The following is a 24,895-nucleotide window of genomic DNA, read 5'->3' as shown; positions in this document are numbered from 1 at the left end:
CCGCCCTCAGCCCACCGGGTCCTCGCGCGGCGGTGCGTCGTCGTTGCCGCGCCGGATGGTGCGCAGCGGCCCGCCCGGCCGCCACGTACGGAAGACGATCTCCTCTCCCTCGATGCTGACCCGCACCACCTCTTCGACCGCCACCCGGAAGAGGTGGAACACCTCGGGCAGCCCGCCGTCCGGTGCGCAGGCGGCCCAGACGGCGATCTCTTCGGGGTCCGTGACCTCCACCGCGCGTCCCGAGACCCGTACGTCTCCCCCGTCCATCTCCGTGCCCGAACCGGGGTTGGCGTACATCGCGAAGCGCGGGTCGCGCCGCAGATCCAGCGCCTTCAGCGAGTTCGGCATCATCCCCAGCCACATCTCGCCCGCCCGGAAGTCCGCCTCCAGCCCGGTCAGCCGCGGCGACCCGTCCTTGCGCAGGGTGGCCAGCACATGGTGGGTGTACTTCTTGAACCGCTGCTCGACCGTCTCGGCGAAACCGGGCTCGGCCTTCCGGAACTCGTCCCAGCTGACACCGTTCCGGATGTGCACGTTCTCCGTCGTCATACGGACAGCGTGCCGCCCTAACCCGACATCCGCTGTCCGGAATTCCGGCGCGCGTTCTCCGCGCCTTCGCCGCGTCGTGTCTGAGTGGGGATCCGGGCCAGGGCCGCCTTCGCGGACGGGGACAGCCTGTGGTGCTCCGCCGCCGCGTCCAGTACCGGGATCGCGCGCTTGTCGCCCAGGGCGCCCAGACCGACGACGCACGCCTCCGCGATCGGCCAGTAGTGCAGGGGGCCGATCAGCAGGCGCTGGAGGACGTTGATGAGGGTGGGCACCGACTCGGGGGCACGCAGCGCGGTCAGCAGCCGGACCGGGTAGAGCGCGTAGGCGGTACGCAGTTCGTTGGTGGCCAGGGCCGCCGCCGCCTTGGCCGTACGGGGGTCGCGCAGCCGCTCCAGCGCCTGGGCCGCGCTGGCGCAGCAGACCGGATCGCGGTAGTTCAGCATGAAGACGAGGGTCTCGAAGGCCCTCCGGTCGCCGGCGCTGCCCAACGCGAAGGCCGCGATCTCGCGGGCCCACAGCGGCCGTTCGGTCTCCACGAGCACGGCGGCGAGCTGATCGCGCGCCTCCGTGCTGCGCTGCCTGGCCAGCGTGACCAGACGTGCGTACTCGACGGGCTCGGCTTCGGGCCGCACACGGTCGATCAGCGCTCGGAACGCGTCGCCCACTCCGGCTCCCCCTCACGTGCTGAGTTCCACAGCGGTGGAAGTCTTCCTACCCCTGGCTTTATGGTTACCCACGAGTTAAGGTGCTCATCAGAGCGGTATCCCCGCTCAGGCGGTTTGGTGACGCAGCCGCCGAGAGTGACGTCGGTTCGGCAGCGGACCCACCACGCGCGCAGGCGCGCCGGGTCCGTATGGACCGCCTCGTGACCGGGCCCCGGGACAGGGCCGCGCAGCGGGGCGTGACCGGTAACTCCCCTGCCTTGCGCGTGCATACGCACATGCGCCCGGTAGTGCACGAAACCCTCACCCTCATCAACCACTCCCCCCTCACGGGGGGCCTGTGTCACACCCTCTGGAGTCCCCTGATGGACCGTCCTCCCCTGCGCACGATCGCCGTCGTCGGCCTCGGCACGATGGGTACCGGCATCGCCGATATTCTCGCCCGCGCCGGGCGTGAGGTCATCGGCATCGACACGAACGAAGCAGCCGCGCGGCAGGCCGTTGCCGCACTGGAGTCCTCCACTGCGCGCTCGGTGGAGCGCGAGCGGATGACGCAGAGCGAGCGTGGGGACGTGCTGGCACGTTTCCGCACCTCCACCGGTCTCGAAGCGGCGGCCGAGGCCGATCTGGTCATCGAGGTGGTGCCGGAGGACTACGACACCAAGTGCCAGGTCTTCGCCGAGCTGGACACCGTCGTCAAGCCGGACACCATCCTCGCGACCGGCACCAACGCGCTGTCGGTGACACGGCTGGCCGCCGACTCGGACCGGCCCGAACGCGTGCTGGGGCTGCACTTCTTCAACCCGGCACCCGCGATGAAGCTGGTGGAGATCGTCTCCTCGGTGCTCACCTCCCCTCAGGCCGTCGCCGCCGTCACCGAACTGGCCCGGGAGTTGGGCAAGGATCCGATCGCGGTCGGTGACCGTCCCGGGTTCGTCGCCGACGGGCTGCTGTTCGGGTATCTGAACCAGGCCGCCGCGATGTACGAGTCTCGCTACGCCACTCGTGAGGACATCGACTCCGCCATGAAACTGGGGTGCGGTCTGCCGATGGGCCCGCTGGCCCTCCTCGATCTGATCGGGATCGACACGGCACGCACCGTACTGGAGGCCATGTACGAGCAGTCGCACGAGCGGCTGCACGCCCCCGCGCCGATCCTGCGGCAGTTGAGCGAGGCCGGACTGACGGGACGTAAGGCGGGCCGGGGCTTCTACACCTACGCGGCGCCCGGCAGCTCCGAGGTGGTGCCCGACGTGCTCACCCCCGACCCGGCGGCCCCCCGCACGGCAGGCCGCTCCGTCACCACGGTGGGTGTCGCGGGCTCGGGGACGATGGCGGGCGGCATCGCGGAGGTCTTCGCGAAAGCCGGCTACCCGACGGTGCTGGCGGCACGCAGCGAGCAGAAGGCGCAGACCGCGAAGGAGCGCGTCGCGCGGTCGCTGGAGCGTTCGGTCAAGAAGGGCCGGATGACGGCCGAGGACCGGGACGCCGCCCTGGCGCTGATCACCCCGGCCGGTGCGCTGGACGCGCTCGGCGCCGCTGACCTGGTGGTCGAGGCGGTGGCCGAAGACCTCGGCGTCAAGCGGCAGTTGTTCCAGCGCCTGGACGCGGTCTGCAAACCGGGGGCGGTGCTGGCCACGACCACCTCCTCGCTGCCGGTGGTCGCCTGCGCCCGCGCCACCTCCAGGCCGCAGGACGTGATCGGCATGCACTTCTTCAACCCGGCTCCGGCCATGAAGCTGGTGGAGGTCGTCTCCACGGTGCTGACGGCCGAGGAGGCCCAGGCCACCGTCCGCGAGATCTGCACCAAGATCCGCAAGCACCCGGTGGACTGCGGCGACCGCGCGGGATTCATCGTCAATGCGCTGCTCTTCCCGTACCTGAACAACGCCGTGAAGATGGTCCAGGAGCACTACGCCTCGCTGGACGACATCGACGCCGCGATGAAGCTCGGCGGCGGCTATCCGATGGGCCCCTTCGAGCTGCTGGACGTGGTGGGCCTGGACGTCTCGCTCGCCATCGAGCGGGTGCTGCACGAAGAGTTCCGCGACCCCGGGCTGGCACCGGCTCCACTGCTGGAGCACCTGGTCGCCGCGGGCTGTCTGGGCAGGAAGACGGGGCGCGGCTTCCGTGAGTACGCACGCCGGTGACCGGCGTCGGCACCGGATGGGGCGGGCTGCTGGAGCCGTCGGCAGGCAGCCCGGCGAACAGCCCGTCCCCCGAGTCCGTCACGGCGTGTAACGTTCACCACATGCCAGAGCCCGAGAAGAACTCCCGTACGACCAGCCAGCGTGCGAACGGTGCTGCCACCCAGCGACTCAGGGTGCGCCGTGAGTTGGCCGCCGCTGCCATGGAGCTCTTCGCCACGAAGGGTTACGAAGCGACGACGGTGGATGAGATCGCGGCAACGGCGGGCGTCGCACGGCGCACCTTCTTCCGGCACTTCCGCTCCAAGGAAGAAGCGATCTTCCCCGACCACGACGACACCCTCGTCCGCGCCCAGGCAGTGCTGGAGGCGGCGCCCGCGCACGAGCATCCGCTGGACACCGTGTGCCGTGGCATCAAGGAAGTCATGAAGATGTACGCCGCCTCACCGAAGGGCAGCGTGGAGCGGTACAAGCTCACCCGCGAGGTACCGGCGCTGCGGGAGCGGGAGATCGCCTCCGTGGCCCGCTACGAGCGGCTGTTCACCCGCTATCTGCTGGGCCACTTCGACGAGGAGGCGCACCGCGACGGCGTCAGCGGCTACGACGAGCCGCTGCTGGCCGAGGTGGCGGCCTCCGCCGTGGTGACCGCGCACAACCATGTGCTGCGGCGCTGGCTGCGCTCGGGCGCCGCCGGCGATGTGATGGCGCAGCTCGACCATGCCTTCGCCATCGTGCGGCGTACGTTCGGCACCGGTTTCGGTGCGCACCGCCCGAGCGCCGAGCAGCCCGTGGCGGCCGTGGAGCGCCGGGACGAGGTGCTGGTGACCGTCGCCCGTACCGACGCCCCGCTCGGCGAGATCATGTCCACCATCGAACGGGCGCTGTCCCAGAACTGAGCCCTCCGGTCCGCGGCCACGCCACCTGAGGGAGTCGGGTGAATTGCGCCCGCGCTCCGCCCCGCGTACCCGCTCCCGTCCCGGCGAGCGGAAACCATGGCGCCAAGGCGACGTGGAGGTGCGGCAGTGTCGGTGGCGCCGGGCGGGGCCAAGGGCCCCAGGCACAAGGCCAAGAGATCCAGGCCGTGGTTGCGGACCAAGACCGTCGAGGAGTCGATCCTCGACACCGACGATCCCGAGCGCGGGCTGCGCAGATCGCTCTCCGCGCTCGATCTGACGGTCTTCGGCGTCGGCGTGATCATCGGCACCGGCATCTTCGTGCTGACCGGCCAGGTCGCCAAGTTGACGGCGGGCCCCGCGGTGGCCATCTCGTTCGCCGCTGCCGGGGTGGTGTGCACCCTGGCCGCGCTGTGCTACGCCGAGTTCGCCTCCACCGTCCCGGTGGCCGGTTCCGCCTACACCTTCGCGTACGCCTCGCTCGGTGAGCTGGCGGCCTGGATCATCGGCTGGGACCTGGTGCTGGAGCTGGCGCTGGGCTGCGCGGTGGTGGCGGTCGGCTGGTCGGGGTACGTACGTTCGCTGCTGGACAGCATCGGCTGGAATCTGCCGGATTGGCTCTCGGGCACCAGCGACCAGACCGGGTTCGGTTTCGACTTGCTGGCGTGTGTGCTGGTGCTGCTGCTGACGGTCATCCTGGTGGTCGGCATGAAGCTGTCGGCCCGGGTCACCTCCACCGTCGTCGCGATCAAGGTGGGGGTGGTGCTGCTGGTGATCGTCGCCGGTGCCTTCTTCATCACGGCCGACAACTACGACCCCTTCATCCCGCCCGCGCAGGGCACCGTGGACTCCGGGTCCGGGTTCGCGGCGCCGCTGATCCAGCTGATGTCCGGGTACGAGCCGACCACGTTCGGCATCATGGGCATCTTCACCGGCGCCGCCGTCGTCTTCTTCGCGTTCATCGGCTTCGACGTGGTGGCCACGGCCGCCGAGGAGACCCACAACCCGCAGCGCGACATGCCGCGCGGCATCCTCGGCTCGCTGATCATCTGCACGGTGCTGTACGTCGCGGTCTCGATCGTGGTCACCGGGATGCGCAAGTACTCGGAACTGACCGTGGACGCTCCGCTGGCGGACGCGTTCAAGGCCGTCGACCAGCCGTTCTGGGCCGGGCTGATCAGCTTCGGCGCGGCAGTCGGGCTGACGACGGTGTGCATGATCCTGCTGCTTGGGCAGTCGCGGGTGTTCTTCGCGATGAGCCGGGACGGGCTGCTGCCACCGGTCTTCGCCCGGGTGCATCCGCGCTTCGGCACGCCGTACCGCTCGACCATCCTGCTCGGTGTGCTCGTCGCGATCGTCGCGGGCTTCGTCAGCCTCTCCGAGCTGGCCGAACTGGTGAACATCGGGACGCTCTTCGCGTTCGTCGTGGTGGCGCTGGGTGTCATCATCCTGCGGCGTACCCGGCCGGATCTGCCGCGCGCCTTCCGTACGCCGCTGGTGCCCGCGCTGCCGATCGCCTCGGTGCTGACCTCGCTGTGGCTGATGCTCAACCTGCCGGCCGAGACCTGGGCGCGGTTCGGTGCCTGGATGGCAGTGGGGGCCGTGCTGTACGCGGGGTACGGGCGGCGGCGCAGCCGGCTGCGGAGGGGCGAGGAGCCGGTGCCGCACCACGTTCCGTAGGACCCTCCCTTTGTGGCTGCCTTTGCGGGGCGAGCCTGCAAAGTGATCGATCATCGCTCAGATGAGAATGGTTCGCGCCATGTGAGAATTCACGGCACGCGGTGTCTTGTGTCCTGGCACTGGGTGTCATACGTTGAGCGCAGTCCGGGCGCTGTCCCTACGGCGAAAACCGTGTGCCCCGGACCGCTTGGCGTCACGAGCACCACGCGCACACCCGCGCACCAGCACAGCCGAACCGACGGCACTGCCTCACAACCGACGTCCCTCAAGCCGCAAATTCGCGCTTCGCCGGAGGCACACCGTGAACCAGATCCTCGACGCGATCCTCGCGTCCGACACCTCGCCGGAGGACTTCGCCGCCCTCCCGCTGCCCGAGTCCTACCGCGCCGTGACCGTCCGCAAGGACGAGGCCGGGATGTTCGAAGGGCTGGAGACCCGGGACAAGGACCCGCGTAAGTCGCTGCACCTCGACGAGGTGCCGGTGCCCGAACTCGGCCCGGGCGAGGCCCTGGTGGCCGTGATGGCCTCCTCGGTCAACTACAACTCCGTGTGGACCTCGATCTTCGAGCCGATGTCCACCTTCGGCTTCCTGGAGCGCTACGGCCGTCTCTCACCGCTGGCCAAGCGGCACGACCTGCCGTACCACGTCATCGGCTCCGACCTGGCCGGCGTCGTGCTGCGCACCGGCGTGGGCGTCAACTCCTGGAAGCCGGGCGACGAGGTCGTCGCGCACTGCCTCTCCGTCGAACTGGAGTCCGCCGACGGGCACAACGACACGATGCTCGACCCCGAGCAGCGGATCTGGGGCTTCGAGACCAACTTCGGCGGACTCGCCGAGATCGCGCTGGTCAAGTCCAACCAGCTGATGCCCAAGCCGGACCACCTCAGCTGGGAGGAGGCGGCAGCCCCCGGGCTGGTCAACTCCACCGCCTACCGGCAGCTGGTCTCCCGCAACGGTGCCGGTATGAAGCAGGGCGACAACGTGCTCATCTGGGGCGCCAGCGGCGGACTCGGCTCCTACGCCACCCAGTTCGCGCTGGCCGGCGGCGCCAACCCGATCTGCGTCGTCTCCAGCGAGGAGAAGGCCGAGATCTGCCGCCGGATGGGCGCCGAGGCCATCATCGACCGCAAGGCCGAGGGCTACCGGTTCTGGAAGGACGAGCACAGCCAGGACCCCAAGGAGTGGAAGCGCTTCGGCAAGCGCATCCGCGAGCTGACCGGCGGCGAGGACGTGGACATCGTCTTCGAGCACCCCGGGCGCGAGACCTTCGGCGCGAGCGTCTACGTCACCCGCAAGGGCGGCACCATCGTCACCTGCGCCTCCACCTCCGGCTACGAGCACAGCTACGACAACCGCTACCTGTGGATGTCGCTGAAGCGGATCGTCGGCTCGCACTTCGCCAACTACCGCGAGGCGTGGGAAGCCAACCGACTGATAGCCAAGGGCAAGATCCACCCGACGCTCTCCAAGAGCTACCCGCTGGAGGAGACCGGCCAGGCCGCCTACGACGTGCACCGCAACCTCCACCAGGGCAAGGTCGGCGTCCTCGCGCTGGCCCCCGAGGAGGGCCTGGGCGTGCGCGACGAGCAGAAGCGGGCGAAGCACATCGACGCCATCAACCTGTTCCGTGAAGCCGAAGGCGAGCGGACCAGCAAGCACAGCCGGAACGTCTGAGGCGCACCATGACCGAGCGCCAAAAAGACCGCCCTTGGCTTATGCGGACGTACGCGGGACATTCGTCGGCCGAGGCGTCCAACGAGCTGTACCGGCGCAACCTGGAAAAGGGGCAGACAGGGCTGTCCGTCGCCTTCGACCTGCCCACCCAGACCGGCTACGACCCCGACCACATCCTCGCCCGCGGCGAGGTGGGCCGGGTCGGGGTCCCGGTCTCCCACCTGGGCGACATGCGCAGGCTCTTCGACGGCATCCCGCTGGAGAAGATGAACACCTCCATGACCATCAACGCCACCGCCATGTGGCTGCTGGCGCTCTACCAGGTGGTCGCGGAGGAACAGGGCGCCGACATATCCCAGCTCCAGGGAACGACGCAGAACGACATCGTCAAGGAGTACCTTTCGCGCGGGACGCACGTCTTCCCGCCGGGGCCCTCTCTGCGGCTGACCACCGACATGATCGCCTACACGGTCGCCCACCTGCCCAAGTGGAACCCGGTCAACATCTGCAGCTACCACCTGCAGGAGGCCGGAGCCACGCCGGTGCAGGAGATCTCGTACGCGATGGCGACGGCGATCGCGGTGCTGGACGCGGTACGGGACAGCGGGCAGGTGCCGCCCGAGGAGTTCGGGCGGGTCGTGGCGCGGATCTCCTTCTTCGTGAACGCGGGCGTCCGTTTCGTCGAGGAGATGTGCAAGATGCGGGCCTTCACCCGCATCTGGGACCGCGTCACCAGCGAGCGCTACGGCATCACGGACGCCAAGCAGCGCCGCTTCCGCTACGGGGTGCAGGTCAACTCGCTCGGGCTGACCGAGGCACAGCCGGAGAACAACGTCCAGCGCATCGTGCTGGAGATGCTGGCCGTCACCCTCTCCAAGGACGCCCGCGCCCGCGCGGTGCAGCTGCCCGCCTGGAACGAGGCGCTGGGACTGCCGCGCCCCTGGGACCAGCAGTGGTCGCTCCGTATCCAGCAGGTGCTGGCGCACGAGAGCGATCTGCTGGAGTACGCGGACATCTTCGCCGGCTCGCATGTCATCGAGGCGAAGGTGGACGCGCTGGTGACCGAGTCGCTGGCCGAGATGGCGCGGATCGAGGAGATGGGCGGGGTGATGGCGGCCGTCGAGTCCGGCTATCTGAAGTCCCAGCTCGTCTCCTCGCACGCGGAGCGGCGCGCCCGGATCGAATCGGGCGAGGAGAAGATCGTCGGCGTCAACTGCTACGAGTCGACCGAGCCGAGCCCGCTCACCGCCGATCTGGACACCGCGATCCTGACGGTGGACCCGGCCGGCGAGGCGGCGACCGTGGCGGCCGTCAAGCGCTGGCGGGAGACGCGGGACGAGCCGTTCTGGCGCGAGGGCACCCGCGAGCCGGGGCTGTACCCGAGCGCCGAACAGGCCCTCGCGGCGCTGCGGGAGGCGGCGGCCGGCGACACCAATCTGATGGAGGCCACGCTGGAGTGCGCCCGCGCCGGGGTCACCACCGGGGAGTGGGCGGGCGCGCTGCGCGAGGTCTTCGGCGAGTTCCGCGCGCCGACCGGGGTGAGTTCGGCCCCGGTCGCGGTCAGCGCCGAGGAAGGCTCCGAGCTGGCCGAGGTGCGGCAGCAGGTGGAGCGCACCGCCGCGGAGCTGGGCGTCGGCAAGCTGCGGCTGCTGGTGGGCAAGCCGGGGCTCGACGGCCACAGCAACGGCGCCGAACAGATCGCCGTACGGGCCCGGGACGCGGGCTTCGAGGTGGTCTACCAGGGCATCAGGCTCACGCCTCAGGAGATCGTCTCGGCGGCACTCGCCGAAGACGTGCACTGCGTGGGCCTGTCCATCCTCTCCGGCTCGCACGCCGAGCTGGTGCCCGACGTGCTGGAGCGGATGCGGAATGCGGGCGCGGCTGACGTCCCCGTGATCGTCGGCGGGATCATCCCGTCGGCGGACGCGCGGGCGCTGCGCGAGGCAGGGGTTGCCGCCGTCTTCACCCCGAAGGACTTCGGGATCACCCGGATCATCGGCCGTATCGTCGACGAGATCCGGACACAGCACAAGCTCGAAACGCGCGATCAGCGCAGTGAGCGCGACCAGCGAGAACCACTGGAGGTCACCTCGTGAACAGCGACAACCGGCAGCGGGCGCTCCGTCCGCGGCGTTCCTGCCTTGCGGTGCCGGGCAGCAACCCGCGGTTCCTGGAGAAGGCGCAGGGCCTCCCCGCCGACCAGGTCTTCCTCGACCTGGAGGACGCCTGCGCCCCGCTGGCCAAGCCGGAAGCGCGGCACACCGTCGTGAAGTACCTCAACGAGGGCGACTGGAGCGGCAAGACGCGCGTCGTGCGGGTCAACGACTGGACCACCGAGTGGACCTACCGCGACGTGGTCACCGTCGTGGAGGGCGCGGGCGCCAACCTGGACTGCGTGATGCTGCCGAAGGTGCAGGACGCGGCGCAGGTGCAGGCGCTGGACATGCTGCTGACCCAGATCGAGAAGACGGTGGGCCTGGAGGTCGGCCGGATCGGCATCGAGGCCCAGATCGAGAACGCCAAGGGCCTGGTGAACGTGGACGCGATCGCCGCGGCCTCGCCCCGGATGGAGACCATCGTCTTCGGCCCGGCCGACTTCATGGCGTCCATCAACATGAAGTCGCTGGTGGTGGGCGAGCAGCCGCCCGGCTATCCGGCCGACGCCTACCACTACATCCTGATGCGGATCCTGATGGCGGCCCGTACCCACGACCTCCAGGCCATCGACGGGCCCTACCTGCAGATCCGCGACGTGGAGGGCTACCGGAAGGTCGCCCAGCGCGCCGCCGCGCTCGGCTTCGACGGCAAGTGGGTACTGCACCCGGGCCAGGTCGAGGTGTCCAACGAGGTTTTCTCGCCCTCCCAGGAGGACTACGACCACGCCGAGCTGATCCTGGACGCGTACGAGTACTACACCTCCGAGGCGGGCGGCAAGAAGGGCTCGGCGATGCTCGGCGACGAGATGATCGACGAGGCCAGCCGCAAGATGGCGCTGGTCGTCTCCGGCAAGGGCCGCGCGGCGGGCATGCAGCGCACCTCCTCCTTCACCCCTCCGGAGGGCTGAGCGATGCAGTTCGGACGTACCTATGAGGAATTCACGGTCGGCGACGTCTACAAGCACTGGCCGGGCAAGACGGTCACCGAGTACGACGACCACCTGTTCTGTCTGCTCACCATGAACCACCACCCGCTGCACATGGACAGCAACTACGCCGAGTCGACGACCGACTTCGGCAAGAACGTGGTGGTGGGCAACTACATCTACTCGCTGCTGCTGGGGATGTCGGTCCCGGACGTCTCGGGGAAGGCCATCGCCAACCTGGAGATCGAGTCGCTCAAGCACGTGGCGCCGACCTTCCACGGCGACACCGTCTACGGCGAGACGACGGTGCTGGACAAGGTGCCGTCGAAGTCGAAGAGCGACCGCGGAATCGTGCACGTCGAGACCAAGGGCTACAAGCAGGACGGCACCCTTGTCTGCGTCTTCCGGCGCAAGGTGATGGTGCCGACCGAGACCTACGTCAAGGAGCGTGGCGGGGAGCAGCCGGGCCGCCCCGAACTGCGGGAACCGGCACCGAAGGGCGGTAAGTGAGATGGGCCGGCTGGCACAGACCGAGGGTCTGACGGAGATACAGCAGGAAATCCTCACCACGGTGCGGAGCTTCGTCGACAAGGAGATTCTCCCTGTCGCCACGGAGCTGGAGCACAAGGACGAGTATCCCGCCGAGATCGTCGAGGGTCTGAAGGAACTGGGGATCTTCGGCCTGATGATCCCCGAGGAGTACGGCGGGCTGGGTGAGTCGCTGCTCACCTATGCGCTATGTGTGGAGGAGATAGCCCGCGGCTGGATGAGCGTCTCCGGCATCATCAACACGCACTTCATCGTGGCGTACATGCTCAAGCAGCACGGCACGCAGGAGCAGAAGGACCACTTCCTGCCGAAGATGGCCACGGGCGAGGTCCGTGGCGCGTTCTCGATGTCCGAGCCGGGGCTGGGCTCGGACGTGTCGGCCATCACCTCCAAGGGCGTGCGCGCCGACGACGGTTCCGGCGACTTTCTGCTCAACGGGCAGAAGATGTGGCTGACCAACGGCGGCTCCTCCACGCTGGTGGCCGTGTTGTGCCGGACCGACGAGGGACACCCGGAGGGCACGGCTCCGCACAAGTCGATGACCACGTTCCTGGTGGAGAAGGAGCCTGGTTTCGGCCAGGTCCGGCCCGGGCTGACCATCCCCGGCAAGATCGACAAAATGGGCTACAAAGGCGTCGACACCACCGAGCTGATCATGGACGATCTGCGGATCCCGGCCGACCGGGTACTCGGCGGCGAGACGGGCCGCGGTTTCTACCAGATGATGGACGGAGTCGAGGTCGGCCGGGTGAACGTCGCAGCACGTGGCTGTGGTGTCGCACAGCGTGCCTTCGAGCTCGGTATCGACTACGCACAGCAGCGTCATACGTTTGGCAAGCCCATCTCCGGGCATCAGGCCATTCAGTTCAAGCTGGCCGAAATGGCCACGAAGGTCGAGGCAGCGCACGCCCTGATGGTGGGCGCCGCTCGCAAGAAGGACTCCGGTCAACGTAACGACCTGGAGGCAGGCATGGCGAAATATCTCGCCTCCGAGTACTGCAAGGAGGTCGTGGAGGACGCCTTCCGCATCCACGGCGGGTACGGTTTCAGCAAGGAGTACGAGATCGAGCGGCTCTACCGGGAAGCACCGATGCTTCTGATCGGCGAAGGAACCGCAGAGATCCAGAAAATGATCGTGGGCCGGCGGCTCCTGGAGGAGTACCGCAGCCAGGGCTGAATGTCCTTTTCGGGGTGTTTTCTTGGTATTCAAGATCACACCCCGAGCCGGGACTTCGGCCACTGACTGGCCCGCTGGCTTGCCCAGTTGCCATCAGAAACCGATAGCATCCCGGGAAAGCCGCCGTCCCCCTGTCACCTACGCGGCTCCCTCCGCTACGAAGGTCATTCATGCCCCACAGCCCATCCACAGCACCCAGCGGCTCTCCCTCGTCCGGCACTGACGGCTCCGGCGCATCCCGCGCACCTCGCGTGCGCCTCGCGCGCGGCGCCTCGCCGTGGCTCGTACCGACCGTCGCGACGGCCGCCCTCAGCCTGGCCCGCACCCGCAGGTCGAAGCGCGCCGCACTGGTCGCCGTACCCGCGACAGCGCTCGCTGCCGGGATGCTGTGGTTCTTCCGGGACCCGGAGCGGGAAATCGGTCAGGGCCGGGTGATCTCCCCGGCAGACGGCGTGGTGCAGAGCATCATGCCGTGGCAGGACGGCCGTACCCGCGTCGCCATCTTCATGAGCCCGCTGAACGTCCATGTCAACCGGGCTCCCCTCGCGGGCACGGTGGCGTCCGTCGAGCACATCCCCGGCGGCTACGTTCCCGCGTTCAACAAGGAGAGCGAGAACAACGAGCGCGTCGTCTGGCACTTCGACACGGAGCTGGGCGATATCGAGATGGTCCAGATCGCCGGCGCCGTGGCCCGGCGCATCGTTCCGTACGTGCCCAGTGGTGCCAAGGTCGAGCAGGGCGAGCGCCTCGGGCTGATCAGGTTCGGCTCCCGGGTGGACGTCTACCTCCCCAAGGGCGTCGAGACGGCCGTGGAGGTCGGTCAGACCACGACAGCGGGGGTGACTCGCCTTGACCGTGATTGATCCCGACGCCCAGGCGACCTGGGTTCCCGGAACGGAGCGGTCCGCAGATACCGGCTACGCCGAGTACGCCGATGACGACTACGCGGAGTACACGGACGACGCCGACGACGAGATGCCGCTGTCGACCCGGCTGTCGATCGCGGACACGCTCACGCTGGGTAACGCGACCTGCGGCTTCATGGCGGTGTACTTCACCACCACCGGCGTCCTCATTCCGCACCTGACCGGCAGCGAGGACGGCGGCATGGCCCGGCACAGCGCCGCCACGGCCGTGGTGCTGATGCTGATGGCCGCCGTCTTCGACCTCTTCGACGGGCTGGTTGCGCGGAAGCTGCGCAGCTCGGCGATGGGTGCTGAGCTGGACAACCTTTCCGATCTGATCAGCTTCGGGCTGGCGCCCGCCTATTTCGTGGCCGTCTGGGGCATGGTCGACAACAACGCACACCAGCGGATCTCGGTCGTTGCCGCCGTTGTGGTGCTGCTGGCGGTGGTGCTGCGGCTTGCGCGGTTCTCCTGCGTGCCGATGCGGAACGGAATGTTCCAGGGCATGCCAGGTCCTTTCGGAGCCTTGACCGTTGTTTCGATCGTGCTGCTGGGGCTGCCCTTCGTGCCGACCGCGCTCGGCATTCTCGGCGTCGCGTGGCTGATGGTCAGCCGTGTGGAGTATCCGAAGCCGCGGGGACGGCTGGCTGTGGCCATGCTGTGCTGGATCGTGCTCAGCATGGGGTTGCTCGCCTCTTGGGCCTTCGACGCGCCGGGTGGGGAGCTGCTGCTTCAGACCGGGTGTGCGTTGCAGGTTGTTCTTGGGGCGGTGATTCCGCTGTTTGCGACAGCCCGGCGGGTGAACGCGTTCCGCGATAATCGCCGCGAGGCCAGGGCTGCCGCCCAGGGTTAGTTCCGCTGCCTTCTGTGAGGGGTCCACCACTTGCTGGTGGACCCCTCTTTGTTTCTGCGGCTGTCCGCTTTTTGGGGGGCGCGGCGCCCTCAACAACGGGAGAGGGCGGCCCAAGGCTGGGCCCTCAAGCACTGAGGCGGCTAGAAATGGTCGGTGGCGAGGCGGAGGGCGAGGGTTTCCAGGAGAGGGCCGGCCTCGGCGATGCAGCGGTCGACGTCGGACTCGATATCCGTAAGGGCGTAGGCCCGTTCGATGCCGGCGGCGCGGAGCTCCCGCTGGCCGATGGCGAGGCGGCCACAGACGGCGACCACAGGCTTACCGGCGCGGCGCGCAGCAGCCGCGACGCCCGCGGGAGCCTTCCCGTGGAGGGTCTGTTCGTCCAGGGAGCCCTCCCCGGTGATCACGAGCGAGGCCCTCCCGATGGCGGCCTCGACGCCGAGCTCCTCCATGAGGATCTCGATGCCGGGGCGGAACCGGGCACGGAGGCCGACAAGGGCGCCGAAGCCGATACCGCCCGCGGCGCCGGCGCCGGGCGAGGCGGCGGCCTCCTGTTCGCCGAGGACCTCGGCGAAGTGGGTGAGGGCGTCGTCCAAGAGCCGTACGTCCTCGTCACTGGCGCCCTTCTGGGGGCCGTAGACGGCGGCGGCGCCCTTGGGCCCGGTCAGCGGGTTGTCGACGTCGCTGGCGAGGACGACCTCGACGTTTTTCAGGCGCGGGTCCATGCTCGTCAGGTCGGCCGAGACCAGTTCGCGCAGTCCGCCGCCGCCCCACGGGATGGAGTCCCCGTCCCGGTCCAGCAGCCGGGCGCCCAGCGCGTCCAGCATGCCGGCGCCGCCGTCGGTGGTGGCCGAGCCGCCGACGCCGAAGATGACGGTGTGCGCTCCCGCCTCGACGGCGGCCAGCAGCAGCTCACCGGCGCCGTACGTGGTGGCTGTCAGCGGCACGAAGACGCCGGGTGGCAGGTGCTGGAGGCCGGACGCCTCGGCCATCTCCACGACGGCGGTGCCCTCACGCAGCGCGAAGGCGGCAGTGACGGGGGCGCCGAGGGGGCCCGTGACCTCGACCTCATGGCGGACGAAGCCGTTGGCGACGGCCGCCGCGACGGTGCCGTCACCGCCGTCGGCCACCGGTACGGCCTCGACGTCCACCTCCGGGCGGGCCTTCCTGATTCCGGCCGTCAGATGCTCCGCGACCTCGACGGCCGTCAGCGATCCCTTGAACTTGTCCGCGGCGATCAGCACCCGCGCCGGTGTGGTCCGCACCGTCGTTGTCATGGTTCTGCCCCTGGGTCTCTCTGTTGTTCGAACAGGCAGTCGCGCCTTGGGGACCCTATCTTTCCGACGCCTCCCTCGACCATGGGCCGGGAAAGAGGGGGCGTGCGCGCCTTATCGCGCGCGCCCCCGGCGCAGCCGGCGCCAGACGGCGCGGGCTGCGTGGTGGCCCGCCATGCCGTGTACGCCGGGGCCGGGCGGGGCCGCGGAGGAGCACAGGAAGACGGACGGGTGTGCGGTCTCGTACGGGACGCGCTTGAGCTTGGGCCGGATCAGCAGCCGCAGCCCGGCTGCAGAGCCGCAGGCGATGTCGCCGCCGACGTAGTTGGCGTTGCGGACTGCGAGCTGGGGTGGTCCGGCGGTGGCGCGGGCCAGCACGTGGTCGCGGAAGCCGGGCGCGAACCGTTCGATCTGCCGCTCGACGGCCTCGGTGGCGTCGCCCTCCCAGCCGTTCGGGAGATGGCCGTACGCCCAGAAGGCGTGCTTGCCCTCGGGGGCGCGGGTGGGGTCGACGAGGCTGGGCTGCGAGGTGATGAGGAAGGGCCGCTCCGGGGGCCGGCCGCGTACGACGGCGTCCCGCATCGCGGTGTCGATGTCGGTCAGCGTGGGGCCGACGTGCACCGTTCCGGCGCGTGCCGCCTGCGGGGAGGTCCAGGGGACGGGGCCGTCCAGCGCGTAGTCGATCTTGAAGACGCTGGCGCCGTAGCGGACGTTGTCGTAGGCGCTGCCCAGCCCGGCGATACGGGCGAGCGCGGTCGGCGAGGTGTCGAAGATGTAGGCGCGCGCGGGCGGGAGTTCGTCCAGGCGTTTGACCTCGGTGCCGGTGTGGATCGTACCGCCGAGGGCGCGCAGGTAGCCGGCCAGCGCGTCGGAGATGGCCTGGGAGCCGCCGCGCGGGACCGGCCAGCCGACCACGTGTCCGGCGAGTGCGAAGACGAGGGCGGGGGCCGTCATGAACGGGTTGTTCATCGGCGCGATGACGTGCCCCGCCATGCCCGCGAGCAGCGCCCGGGCCTTCTCGTCCCGGAACCGGATCTTGGACCAGGTGATCGGCTGCAGCCCGGTCAGTCCGAACCGGACGAGCTGCACGGGGTCGATGGGGAAGCGGCCGTTGAGGGCTGAGCCGTAGCCGAAGAAGTCCTCCGCGAGGGTCTCCCAGCGGCCGATGTACGGCCCGACCAGGCGGCGGTAGGCGCCCGCGTCGCGCGGGCCGAGGGAGGCCGCCGTCTCACCGACCGAGCGGGCCAGCACGGCGGCGCTGCCGTCGGGGAACGGGTGCGCCAGGGGCAGTTCGGGGTGCAGCCACTCCAGTCCGTACCGCTCCAGCGGCATGGAGCGGAAGGCGGGCGATGCGGCGCCGGTGGGGTGGACGGCGGAGCAGGGGTCGTGCCGGAAGCCCGGCAGGGTCAGCTCCTCGGTGCGGGCGCCGCCGCCGATGGTCTCGCGGGCTTCGAACAGCTCGACCTCGAAGCCGCGTCGGGCCAGCTCCACAGCTGCGGTCAGCCCGTTGGGGCCGGCTCCCACGACAACCGCGTCCCGGATCGATGGCACTTGCGGCTCCCCTCGCCCGGCCCTGGTCAGGCAGGTCGGCTTCTGTCGCTCTCGACACTCTCGTCGCGCAGCAGCCCCACCATACGCCGCGTCGTGTCCGCGTCACGCGCCGCGGTGAACGGCAGCGCGTTGCCGCCCGCGAGGCGGAACGGGACATCCGCGACGGTGCTGCTGGCGCCGCCCGCCTCGGCCACCATCAGCAGCCCCGCCGCGTGGTCCCAGGCGGACTCCCAGGTGTAGGCGACGGCATCCAGCCGGCCCTGGGCGATCGCGACGTATTCGAGTCCTGCGGAGCCGGTGGGCCGTACGTCGACGCCCTCCGTGCGCAGCCCGCGCAGGGCGCGTTCCTGGGACTCGTCCGTGTAGTCCGGGTGCGAGACGGCGACGTGCAACGGCGCGCCCGCATCGGGTGAACCGGCGTACAGCGGCTCCCCGTTGAGGAGCGCACCGCCGCCGCGCCGGACGATGGCCGTCATCCCGAGGGCGGGCGCCAGGATCCAGCCGGCGAGGGTCTCTCCGTGGTGGGCGAGGGCAACCATGGTGCAGAAGCCCTCGTCGCCCGCGACGAACTGGCGGGTGCCGTCGATGGGGTCGATGATCCACACCGGGTCCGGGCCGACGAGCGCCGCGTACGAGGCCGGATGCGCGTGCACCATCTCCTCGCCGACGACCGCGGAGCCCGGCAGCAACTGGCGCAGCGCCTCTGAGAGTTGCTGTTCGGCGCGCTGGTCGGCGACGGTGACCAGGTCGTGGCTGCCGGTCTTGGTCTCGACCTCGTGCTCGGCGAGCTGCCGCCAGCGCGGCATCACCTGAGCGTCCACGGCCTCGCGGACCGCCTGTTCCACGGCTGTCATCAGCTCATCGTCGATCACCTCACCATGGAAGCACGGGCCCGGGCGAGGAGGGCGACGAGGGCGGGAACGACGCTGGTCGCCGCGGTAAATCGCCGCGGTAAAGGGTGGGACCGCGGAACAGGGAAGCGGGTGGGGTTCAGGCCCGCAGCAGGCGGGAGGCCGTCGCCGCGTCGGGGTTGCCGGCCAGCAGGGCGTCCGTGAGGGCGCGGCCCGCTTCTTCCAGTGCGGAGTCATCCATGGCACCGAGGGCGTCGAGGATGAAAACCGCGCGGGTGGTCTGCGTCGTCAGCCGGGTGCGTACGCACTGGCGCCAGTTCCAGCGGCGGCAGGTGACGCCTTCGTCGTCGCGCCAGATCACTTCGCCCGCACGCGGGTTCTCCGTCACGGGCTCGCCGCCCGACATGAGTGCGAAGGGCTCCGTGCCCTCGGCGCGGGTGAGCCGGAGGGGGCCGACGTAGCGGTCGAGATCCTCGCCGCCGAGCGGTACGACGTGCGCGACGGAGACCGCGTTGTAGATGTCCGTCAGCCGGTCGACGCGCGGCAGTCCTTCAGGGGCGCGCCGCAGCAGCGCGTCGACGCTGGGGCGGGTGCGCTTGGGCTTCGCGCCGAAGCCGCGGAACGCCTCCCGCCACTCGGCGACGTGCGGGTGCTCCTCGGGATCGCACGCCTTCGCCTCGGCCTCGGCGAGCAGTTCCTCGCTGAAGGCGTCGCCGGGCCCTGGCCGCAGCCCCTCGGCCACGATCAGCAGCGCGCGGTAGTCCGGGCGCAGCTCACCGACGGACGGGTCGATGGAGGCGGCGGCCAGCCACTCCTCGGTCGTGTTCATGTGTACGTGTCGCTCCCGTGGTCGGCATTGGTTCACTACACCGTACCAGCAGGTGCAGCATACGCGACCGAAAATTGCACCGTCCGAATAGCGCCAGCGCCCCGGCACCCGCCGCCCGAGGATCGAGTCATGTCAATCGGAACGACGACCGACACGACGACGAACGGACAGGCGGAAACCATGCACAGCGACACCACCCACAAGCCCCTCACCGGCAGGGCAGCCCTCGTGACCGGCGGCAGCCGGGGCATCGGCGCGGCCGTCGCGCTGCGCCTGGCAGCGGACGGCGCGGATGTGGCGCTGACGTACGAGTCGAACGCCGAGCTGGCCCGCGAGGTGGCGGAGCAGATCAAGGAACGCGGCGGCCGGGCGTGGACCGTACGGGCCTCGCTGGGGGATGCGGACTCGGTCCGGGCCGCCGTGGAAGGGGCCGTGGAGGAGTTCGGGCGGCTGGACATCCTGGTCAACAACGCGGGTACCGGCGCCCAGGGCGAGCTCGCGTCGGTGGAGCCCGCCGAGCTCGACCGGGTGCTGACGGTCAACGTCCGCGGTGCCTACCTGGTGGCACAGGCGGCGGCCTCGCGGATGGCCGACGGCGGCCGGATCGTCAACATCGGCAGTTGCGTCTCCGCGCACGTGCCCTTCCCCGGAATGACGCTGTACGCCATGAGCAAGGCGGCCGTCACCGGACTGACCAAGGGGCTGGCCCGGGAACTGGCGTCGCGCGGCATCACCGTCAACGAGGTGGCACCGGGTCCGATCGACACCGACATGAACCCCGCCGACGGCGAGGGCGCCGAGGCCCAGGCGGCGCTCACGATGCTGGGCCGGTACGGGACGCCGGAGGAGATCGCCGACTCGGTGGCCCACCTCGTCGGCGACGGCGCCCGGTACGTCACCGGCGCCCTGCTGGCGGTGGACGGCGGCTTCGCCGCCTGACGGCTCGGGCTTACGCAGGACGGGGCCCGGCCTGCCCACGGCCCGGCTTACGCAGGACGGGGCCCGGCCTGCCCACGGCCCGGCTTACGCAGGACGGGGCCCGGCCTGCCCACGGCCCGGCTTACGCAGGACGGCCCCCGCCAAGTGGCGGCGCCCCGGGGCGCGTGGTGCTCTGGTCCCGCAGCCCCTCCCCGGACCGAGGGAGAGCCGAGCCGGAGGACTGGATGAGGAACTCGACCAGGACAGCCGTCTGCGCCGTGACAGCCGTGCTGTGGGCCGCTGCCCTCAGCGGGTGCTCGGACGACGACGGCGGCTCGGCCCCCTCGCCCTCGACCACGAAGAAGGAGGGGACGGTCCAGGTGCGCTCCGGCGACCTGGGCAAGATCCTGGTCGACGGTGCGGGCCGGACGCTCTATCTGTTCGAGGCGGACAAGTCGAGCAGGTCGACGTGCAAGGGGGGTTGCGCACAGGCGTGGCCCCCCGTCGTCGTCAAGGGCAAGACCGAACCCAAGGCGGGTGCCGGAGCCAGGAGCGAACTCCTGGGAACCAGCAAGCGGGAGGGCGGCGACCGGCAGGTCACCTACGACGGCCATCCCCTCTACCGCTACGCGGGCGACGAGGAGGCGGGCGACACCAACGGCCAGGCGCTCAACCAGTTCGGCGCCGAGTGGTTCGTCCTCGACCCGTCCGGCAAGAAGATCACCAGCGGGGAGAAGGAGAAGAAACAGGAGAAGAAGCCCTCCAAGAAGCCGAAGCAGACCGACGGCGGCTACTGAGACCCGGGACCGGTATCCCGCACACCCGGACGGCAGGAGAGGCCATGACCGCGAACACCCCCACCACTCCCCACGCTCCGCCACCCGCACCCCACGGGCAGGCGTACCGCATCGTGCAGGGCGGTGCCCGCGCGCTGTCCGCCGGAGGTCTCGGCGTCGACGCCTACGTCCACGCCAACCTCGCCGATCAGTACGACGCGGTCAGCGCGAGCATCAGCCAGGGGGACCTCTTCCGGATCGAGGCGGGTATCGCGGCACTCGCGGCGCTGCTGGTGCTGGTGTGGTGGCGGAGGCTCTCCGACGCGTTCGCCTGGCTGGTCGCCGGCGGCGGGCTGGCGCTCCTGCTGCTCTACGCCTACGTCGACGTGGGCGAGCTGGGGCCGATCCCCAACATGTACGACCCGGCCTGGTTCGACGACAAGAGACTCACCGTCGTCGCCCAGGTCGTGACGCTGGTGATGTCCACGTTCCTGCTGATCAGCCATACGCGCCGATCGCGCCGGCTCGTCACCGACGTAGGCTGAACGCCGGCTCCGGAACGGACAGCTGAGGCAGGGGGTCGGCCATGCACGGCGAGTACAAGATTCCCGGCGGCAAGCTGGTGGTGGTCGATCTGGACGACCAGGACGGTGTGCTGCGGAACGTCCGCGTGGCCGGCGACTTCTTCCTCGAACCCGACGAGGCGCTCGCCGCCATCGACCAGGCCCTCGAGGGCGCTTCCTCCGACACCGACACGGCCGGCCTCAGCGCCCGTATCGAGGCCGCGCTCCCTGAGGGCACCGCGATGTACGGCATCACGGCCGAGGGGGTGGCGGTCTGCGTACGCCGCGCGCTGACGCGGGCCACCGACTGGACCGACTACGAGTGGCAGCTCATCCACGAGCCGCCGCAGTCGCCCGCCCTGCATATGGCCCTCGACGAGGTGCTGACGGCGCAGGTCGCCACCGGCCGCCGCGCCCCGACGCTCCGCGTATGGGAATGGGACTCCCCCGCCGTCATCATCGGCAGCTTCCAGTCCCTCCGCAACGAGGTGGATCCCGAGGGCGCGGCCCGGCACGGGGTCACCGTCGTACGCCGCATCTCCGGCGGCGGTGCCATGTTCGTCGAGGCCGAGAACACCATCACCTACTCCCTCTCGGTGCCCGCCTCCCTCGTCTCCGGCCTGTCGTTCGCCGACTCGTACGCCTATCTCGACGACTGGGTGCTCAACGCCCTCGGTGACATGGGGATCAGGGCCTGGTACGTGCCGCTGAACGACATCGCCTCGAAGGAGGGCAAGATCGCCGGCGCCGCCCAGAAGCGCGTCACGGCCGACGAAGGAGCCGTCCTGCACCACGTGACCATGTCGTACAACATCGACGCCGAGAAGATGCTGGACGTGCTGCGCATCGGCAAGGAGAAGATGTCCGACAAGGGCACCAGGAGCGCCAAGAAGCGCGTCGATCCGCTGCGCCGGCAGACCGGCCTCCCGCGCGGCGAGGTCATCGACCGGATGATCCGTTCGTTCCGCAGTCGCTACGGGCTCGCCGAGGGCCGGGTGACCGAGGAGGAGATGGCCCGCGCCGAGGAACTCGCCCTCACCAAGTACAGCAGCGAGGAGTGGACCGCCCGGGTGCCGTAGGGCTTGTCCGGCGGATCTTGTCCCCTCCAGCTGCCGGTAAGGGGGCGCCCCTGCCCGTCGTCCGCAGGCTGCGGCTTGCTCCCCCAAGCTCTTCGAGCAGGGAGGTACCCCCATGGCTTGTGGGGGCACCTCCCTGCCGGAGTCCCCCAGCCTCCGGCGGGAGGTACCCCCAGGGGGAGCAGTTCCCCGCGCCCCTTCGGGGCGCGGTGTCAGCTTCTTGCCGCGGTGACGGCCACGGTGGTGTAGGGCATCGTGAAGCTGCCTCCGATCGCGTCGATGGCGGTTCCGACAGCGTCCAGTACCTGGGCCAGCTGGTCCGGGGGGAGCGTGGTGAGGATGCCGTGGGTCGGCATCTGGTCCAGCCACTCGTCGCGGGTGTAGGTCTGCTCCCAGCCGAACCGCCACTGCTCCGGCTCGCGGAACCCGCCCGACTCCCGGATGCCGTCGGTGGCCTTGACGACCAGCGGTTGGTGGCCGTCCGGGTCCTGCTTCTGCGGCCGGGGGTCGACCGGCGCGTCGGGCTGCACCCGCCGGTAGGCGGTGGCGAAGGCTTCCGCCACGACCGCCGGGAGCTGGAAGATGTGCCAGAAGGCGGCCAGCAGACCGCCGGGCCGCAGCACTTGCGCCGCCTTTGCCGCGCCCGCGACCGGGTCGACCCAGTGCCATGCCTGCCCGGCGGCGACCACGTCGAACGTCCGGCCCGCCGGGTCCCAGGACTCGAACGTGGCCACCTCGACCTCGATCCCGCCGCGTCGGGCGAAGTCGGCCAGGCGCGCGTCCGGTTCGACGCCGAGGACCCGGCAGCCGGCCGCTGCGAACTGGTGGGCAGCTATGCCGGTGCCGCAGCCGACGTCGAGCACGCCGGGGCCGGGCCCGGCGTCGACGATGCGCCGTACCAGGCGGTCGGGGTAGTGGGGGCGGGTGCGGTCGTAGCGTTCGGCATTCACGCCGAACGACTCGGCCATCTGCCGGAGTTGATGGGGCTCGGGCGCGGATGGGCGCGAGGGCCCCGACGGTTCAGTGGGCATCCGCCCACTCTAAGTGGGCGATCGCCCACTTACAATGGCGTCCAACGGTCCCGACAGAACCGGAGAGTTTCATGGAGCAGAACATGACTGCGGAGTCCGGCCCCGCCCCCGGCGCGGGCGCATCCGCTCCGGCCAGAAGGGCCGAGACATTCGTCAGCCCCGGGCAGGACACCCGGTTCGACGGTCCGACGACGGGTGACGAACGCGCCCTGCTCGTCGGCTTTCTGACGGCCCAGCGCGCCACCCTGGAGCTGAAGTGCGCGGACGTCGACGGTGCACTGGCCCGGCGATCCGTCGAGCCGTCCACGCTCTCCCTGCTCGGGCTGGTCCGGCACCTCGCCGATGTGGAGCGCCGCTGGTTCCGGCAGGTGCTCGCCGGGCAGGACGCGCCGCCCCGCTTCTCCTCGGACGCCGACCCCGACGGGGACTTCGACGGCGCGGCGTCCGACGAGGAAACCGTCACGGCGGCCTGGCGCGCCTGGCGCGAAGAAGTCGCCTTCGCGGAGCGGTTCGTCGCCGAGGCGCCGGACCTCGACGCCACGGGCGTCGACGGATGGCGCGGGGAAGTGTCGCTGCGCTGGGTGCTCGTCCACATGGTCGAGGAATACGCCCGGCACAACGGCCACGCCGACCTGCTCCGGGAGCGGATCGACGGAGCGAAGGGATTGTGACGGTCACAGGATCTCGCAGATCTTGTAGGCGATCCCTCCTTCGACGAGGTATCCCGACCCCACGCAGACGATGCCGTTGAGCCAGGCGTACTGCTGGGCTCCCGTCTCGAAGAGCGGGTTGGTGCGGAAGTAGTAGCCGGCCGGGTCGATGCGGTGCCGCTCGGCGGGATCGGCCATGGCCTCGCGCAGCGCGGGCGGCGTGACCCAGCGACCGCCGTAGGTCATGTGCAGCAGCGCTCCGTCGTGGGTGCGCAGTGTCAGGCGTACGTCCAGTGCCATCGTTCCGTCGGGGGCGAACAGCGCCCAGTCCCCGCCGCCGGGCACGACCTCCCCGCGCAGTTTGGGCCCGTGGAACGTGCCTCCGGCGGCACCGAAGAGGACGCGTCGGCCGAACGGGCCGCTGCCGATGGGCAGCCGGGGGTTCAGATCGACGACGAGGTCGAAGAGGTGCGCTGTGCGGATGTCCTCCACCTCGCGCACCCGCGCATCCGCTGTCATCGGGCCTCTCCTTGTGCGGGTACGGGAAAGAGCGTGCTGCGGACCGCGTCCGTGGAGACACCGGACTGGTCGCACAGGGTCGCCAGGTCGAAGAAGAACTGTTCGCTCGCGATGAGGTCGTCCTGGAAGGTGAACCGGAGGAAGACCGGCAACGCGGCGCGGCTGCCGTCGGGTTGCACACCGAACCGGTCGCCCGTCATGGTCAGCCGCGCCGTTCCCCAGCACACGAGCGTGTCCGCATTGCTCGCATGGCCGTCCAAGGTGATGTCGTAGTCCGGGAACGCGGCGAAGAACCGCCTCAACGCCCTCTCGTTCTCGGCCCGCCCCCGGGCCGTCGTCCCGAACGCCGGGGTCTCCAGCAGCATCTCGGGGTGGAGGAGCCGGAGGGCCGCAGGGATGTCCTGCCGGCTCTTGGCGACGGCCAGCGCATGCGCCAGCTCTACCATGCGTCGTTCCTGCACAGGGTGCCTCCTTCGGACGAGCAGAGTTAACCGTACGATCGTTCGCACAGTTAACACGTTACCGGCGTGCCCCACAACCGGTTGCCGACCGTCGTGACGCATCAGCGTCTGTCAGGCCCAGAAGGGTCGCCAAGCGCGGGTCACCGCCCGTGCGCACACCGCCTCGCCCGGCTACCCGGACGGGTGAACCACCAGGTCCTGGCATGGCTGGCTGCCCGGGCCGCCCC

The 24,895-nt window shown here is 70.0% G+C and carries 24 protein-coding genes; 15 read left to right on the top strand and 9 right to left on the bottom strand.

The features are described 5' to 3' along the window. Nucleotides 1-6: 6 nt before the first annotated feature. Together ACTWQF_RS20925 and ACTWQF_RS20920 are read right to left on the bottom strand one after the other, a co-directional pair. Nucleotides 7-549, bottom strand: a complete 543-nt coding sequence (locus tag ACTWQF_RS20925) for a pyridoxamine 5'-phosphate oxidase family protein (protein ID WP_443281121.1) — start codon at nucleotides 547-549, stop codon at nucleotides 7-9. A gap of 17 nt (nucleotides 550-566) precedes the next feature. Further along, nucleotides 567-1,214 (bottom strand): HEAT repeat domain-containing protein, encoded by a 648-nt coding sequence (locus ACTWQF_RS20920; RefSeq protein WP_443281120.1) that lies wholly within the window; start codon nucleotides 1,212-1,214, stop codon nucleotides 567-569. Between the two features lie 362 nt (nucleotides 1,215-1,576). On the opposite strand from ACTWQF_RS20920, the gene ACTWQF_RS20915 reads away from it, so the two are divergent. From ACTWQF_RS20915 to pssA, 10 genes are all read left to right on the top strand, one after another. After that, a complete protein-coding gene (locus ACTWQF_RS20915) occupies nucleotides 1,577-3,361 on the top strand; it encodes a 3-hydroxyacyl-CoA dehydrogenase family protein (protein ID WP_443281119.1) in 1,785 nt (594 codons plus the stop codon). Nucleotides 3,362-3,462: 101 nt separating this feature from the next. Beyond that, nucleotides 3,463-4,254 (top strand): TetR family transcriptional regulator, encoded by a 792-nt coding sequence (locus tag ACTWQF_RS20910; protein WP_443281118.1) that lies wholly within the window; start codon nucleotides 3,463-3,465, stop codon nucleotides 4,252-4,254. Between the two features lie 126 nt (nucleotides 4,255-4,380). Continuing rightward, the gene (locus ACTWQF_RS20905; RefSeq protein WP_443281117.1) at nucleotides 4,381-5,931 is read left to right on the top strand and encodes an amino acid permease; all 1,551 of its coding nucleotides are present in this window, start codon (nucleotides 4,381-4,383) and stop codon (nucleotides 5,929-5,931) included. A gap of 301 nt (nucleotides 5,932-6,232) precedes the next feature. Next, nucleotides 6,233-7,606: a crotonyl-CoA carboxylase/reductase gene (ccrA, locus tag ACTWQF_RS20900; RefSeq protein WP_443281116.1), complete on the top strand. Its 1,374-nt coding sequence runs from the start codon at nucleotides 6,233-6,235 to the stop codon at nucleotides 7,604-7,606. An 8-nt stretch (nucleotides 7,607-7,614) separates the two neighbouring features. After that, on the top strand, nucleotides 7,615-9,702 hold the full coding sequence (locus ACTWQF_RS20895) for a protein meaA (protein ID WP_443281115.1): 2,088 nt from the start codon (nucleotides 7,615-7,617) through the stop codon (nucleotides 9,700-9,702). Further along, the gene (locus ACTWQF_RS20890) at nucleotides 9,699-10,670 is read left to right on the top strand and encodes an HpcH/HpaI aldolase/citrate lyase family protein (protein ID WP_443281114.1); all 972 of its coding nucleotides are present in this window, start codon (nucleotides 9,699-9,701) and stop codon (nucleotides 10,668-10,670) included. The genes ACTWQF_RS20895 and ACTWQF_RS20890 overlap by 4 nt, the downstream gene beginning before the upstream one ends. Nucleotides 10,671-10,673: 3 nt before the next feature. After that, complete coding sequence (locus ACTWQF_RS20885) at nucleotides 10,674-11,198, top strand: MaoC family dehydratase (RefSeq protein ID WP_443281113.1); 525 nt, start codon at nucleotides 10,674-10,676, stop codon at nucleotides 11,196-11,198. Between the two features lies 1 nt (nucleotide 11,199). After that, a complete protein-coding gene (locus ACTWQF_RS20880; RefSeq protein WP_443281112.1) occupies nucleotides 11,200-12,414 on the top strand; it encodes an acyl-CoA dehydrogenase family protein in 1,215 nt (404 codons plus the stop codon). Nucleotides 12,415-12,584: 170 nt separating this feature from the next. Next, on the top strand, nucleotides 12,585-13,277 hold the full coding sequence (locus ACTWQF_RS20875) for a phosphatidylserine decarboxylase (protein WP_443281111.1): 693 nt from the start codon (nucleotides 12,585-12,587) through the stop codon (nucleotides 13,275-13,277). Next, nucleotides 13,264-14,172 (top strand): CDP-diacylglycerol--serine O-phosphatidyltransferase, encoded by a 909-nt coding sequence (gene pssA, locus ACTWQF_RS20870; protein WP_443281110.1) that lies wholly within the window; start codon nucleotides 13,264-13,266, stop codon nucleotides 14,170-14,172. Before ACTWQF_RS20875 ends, pssA begins: the two co-directional genes overlap by 14 nt. Nucleotides 14,173-14,312: 140 nt before the next feature. Here pssA and ACTWQF_RS20865 read toward each other — a convergent pair whose 3' ends face one another. The 4 genes from ACTWQF_RS20865 to ACTWQF_RS20850 form a co-directional block, all read right to left on the bottom strand. After that, nucleotides 14,313-15,413, bottom strand: a complete 1,101-nt coding sequence (locus ACTWQF_RS20865) for a glycerate kinase (protein ID WP_443281238.1) — start codon at nucleotides 15,411-15,413, stop codon at nucleotides 14,313-14,315. A 144-nt stretch (nucleotides 15,414-15,557) separates the two neighbouring features. Beyond that, nucleotides 15,558-16,994 carry a phytoene desaturase family protein gene (locus ACTWQF_RS20860; protein WP_443281109.1) on the bottom strand — a complete coding sequence of 479 codons (1,437 nt, stop codon included), beginning with the start codon at nucleotides 16,992-16,994 and terminating at the stop codon, nucleotides 15,558-15,560. A gap of 26 nt (nucleotides 16,995-17,020) precedes the next feature. Beyond that, complete coding sequence (locus ACTWQF_RS20855; protein ID WP_443281108.1) at nucleotides 17,021-17,866, bottom strand: inositol monophosphatase family protein; 846 nt, start codon at nucleotides 17,864-17,866, stop codon at nucleotides 17,021-17,023. Between the two features lie 118 nt (nucleotides 17,867-17,984). Continuing rightward, complete coding sequence (locus ACTWQF_RS20850; protein WP_443281107.1) at nucleotides 17,985-18,674, bottom strand: B3/B4 domain-containing protein; 690 nt, start codon at nucleotides 18,672-18,674, stop codon at nucleotides 17,985-17,987. A gap of 180 nt (nucleotides 18,675-18,854) precedes the next feature. On the opposite strand from ACTWQF_RS20850, the gene ACTWQF_RS20845 reads away from it, so the two are divergent. The 4 genes from ACTWQF_RS20845 (at nucleotide 18,855) to ACTWQF_RS20830 (ending at nucleotide 22,010) form a co-directional block, all read left to right on the top strand. Beyond that, on the top strand, nucleotides 18,855-19,613 hold the full coding sequence (locus tag ACTWQF_RS20845) for a 3-oxoacyl-ACP reductase family protein (RefSeq protein ID WP_443281237.1): 759 nt from the start codon (nucleotides 18,855-18,857) through the stop codon (nucleotides 19,611-19,613). A 224-nt stretch (nucleotides 19,614-19,837) separates the two neighbouring features. Further along, nucleotides 19,838-20,389 carry a COG4315 family predicted lipoprotein gene (locus ACTWQF_RS20840; RefSeq protein WP_443281106.1) on the top strand — a complete coding sequence of 184 codons (552 nt, stop codon included), beginning with the start codon at nucleotides 19,838-19,840 and terminating at the stop codon, nucleotides 20,387-20,389. Between the two features lie 44 nt (nucleotides 20,390-20,433). Continuing rightward, nucleotides 20,434-20,913 carry a hypothetical protein gene (locus ACTWQF_RS20835; protein WP_443281105.1) on the top strand — a complete coding sequence of 160 codons (480 nt, stop codon included), beginning with the start codon at nucleotides 20,434-20,436 and terminating at the stop codon, nucleotides 20,911-20,913. A 41-nt stretch (nucleotides 20,914-20,954) separates the two neighbouring features. Next, complete coding sequence (locus ACTWQF_RS20830) at nucleotides 20,955-22,010, top strand: lipoate--protein ligase family protein (RefSeq protein WP_443281104.1); 1,056 nt, start codon at nucleotides 20,955-20,957, stop codon at nucleotides 22,008-22,010. 209 nt (nucleotides 22,011-22,219) lie between these two features. On the opposite strand, the gene ACTWQF_RS20825 is transcribed toward ACTWQF_RS20830, so the two are convergent. Continuing rightward, nucleotides 22,220-23,038, bottom strand: coding sequence for a class I SAM-dependent methyltransferase (locus ACTWQF_RS20825; RefSeq protein ID WP_443281103.1), 819 nt, complete (start codon nucleotides 23,036-23,038; stop codon nucleotides 22,220-22,222). A gap of 83 nt (nucleotides 23,039-23,121) precedes the next feature. Between ACTWQF_RS20825 and ACTWQF_RS20820 the strand changes: the two genes are divergently transcribed. Beyond that, nucleotides 23,122-23,709: a DinB family protein gene (locus ACTWQF_RS20820; RefSeq protein WP_443281102.1), complete on the top strand. Its 588-nt coding sequence runs from the start codon at nucleotides 23,122-23,124 to the stop codon at nucleotides 23,707-23,709. A 3-nt stretch (nucleotides 23,710-23,712) separates the two neighbouring features. Here the strand turns inward: ACTWQF_RS20820 and ACTWQF_RS20815 are convergent, their stop codons facing one another. Next, nucleotides 23,713-24,207, bottom strand: coding sequence for a DUF3237 domain-containing protein (locus tag ACTWQF_RS20815; protein WP_443281101.1), 495 nt, complete (start codon nucleotides 24,205-24,207; stop codon nucleotides 23,713-23,715). Continuing rightward, a complete protein-coding gene (locus tag ACTWQF_RS20810; protein WP_443281100.1) occupies nucleotides 24,204-24,653 on the bottom strand; it encodes an ester cyclase in 450 nt (149 codons plus the stop codon). The genes ACTWQF_RS20815 and ACTWQF_RS20810 overlap by 4 nt, the downstream gene beginning before the upstream one ends. Nucleotides 24,654-24,895: the final 242 nt, after the last annotated feature.

This window comes from Streptomyces sp. 8N114 (genome assembly GCF_052245835.1).
Classification (GTDB): Bacteria; Actinomycetota; Actinomycetes; order Streptomycetales; family Streptomycetaceae; genus Streptomyces.
This window is presented reverse-complemented; position numbering and strand designations above follow the sequence as displayed.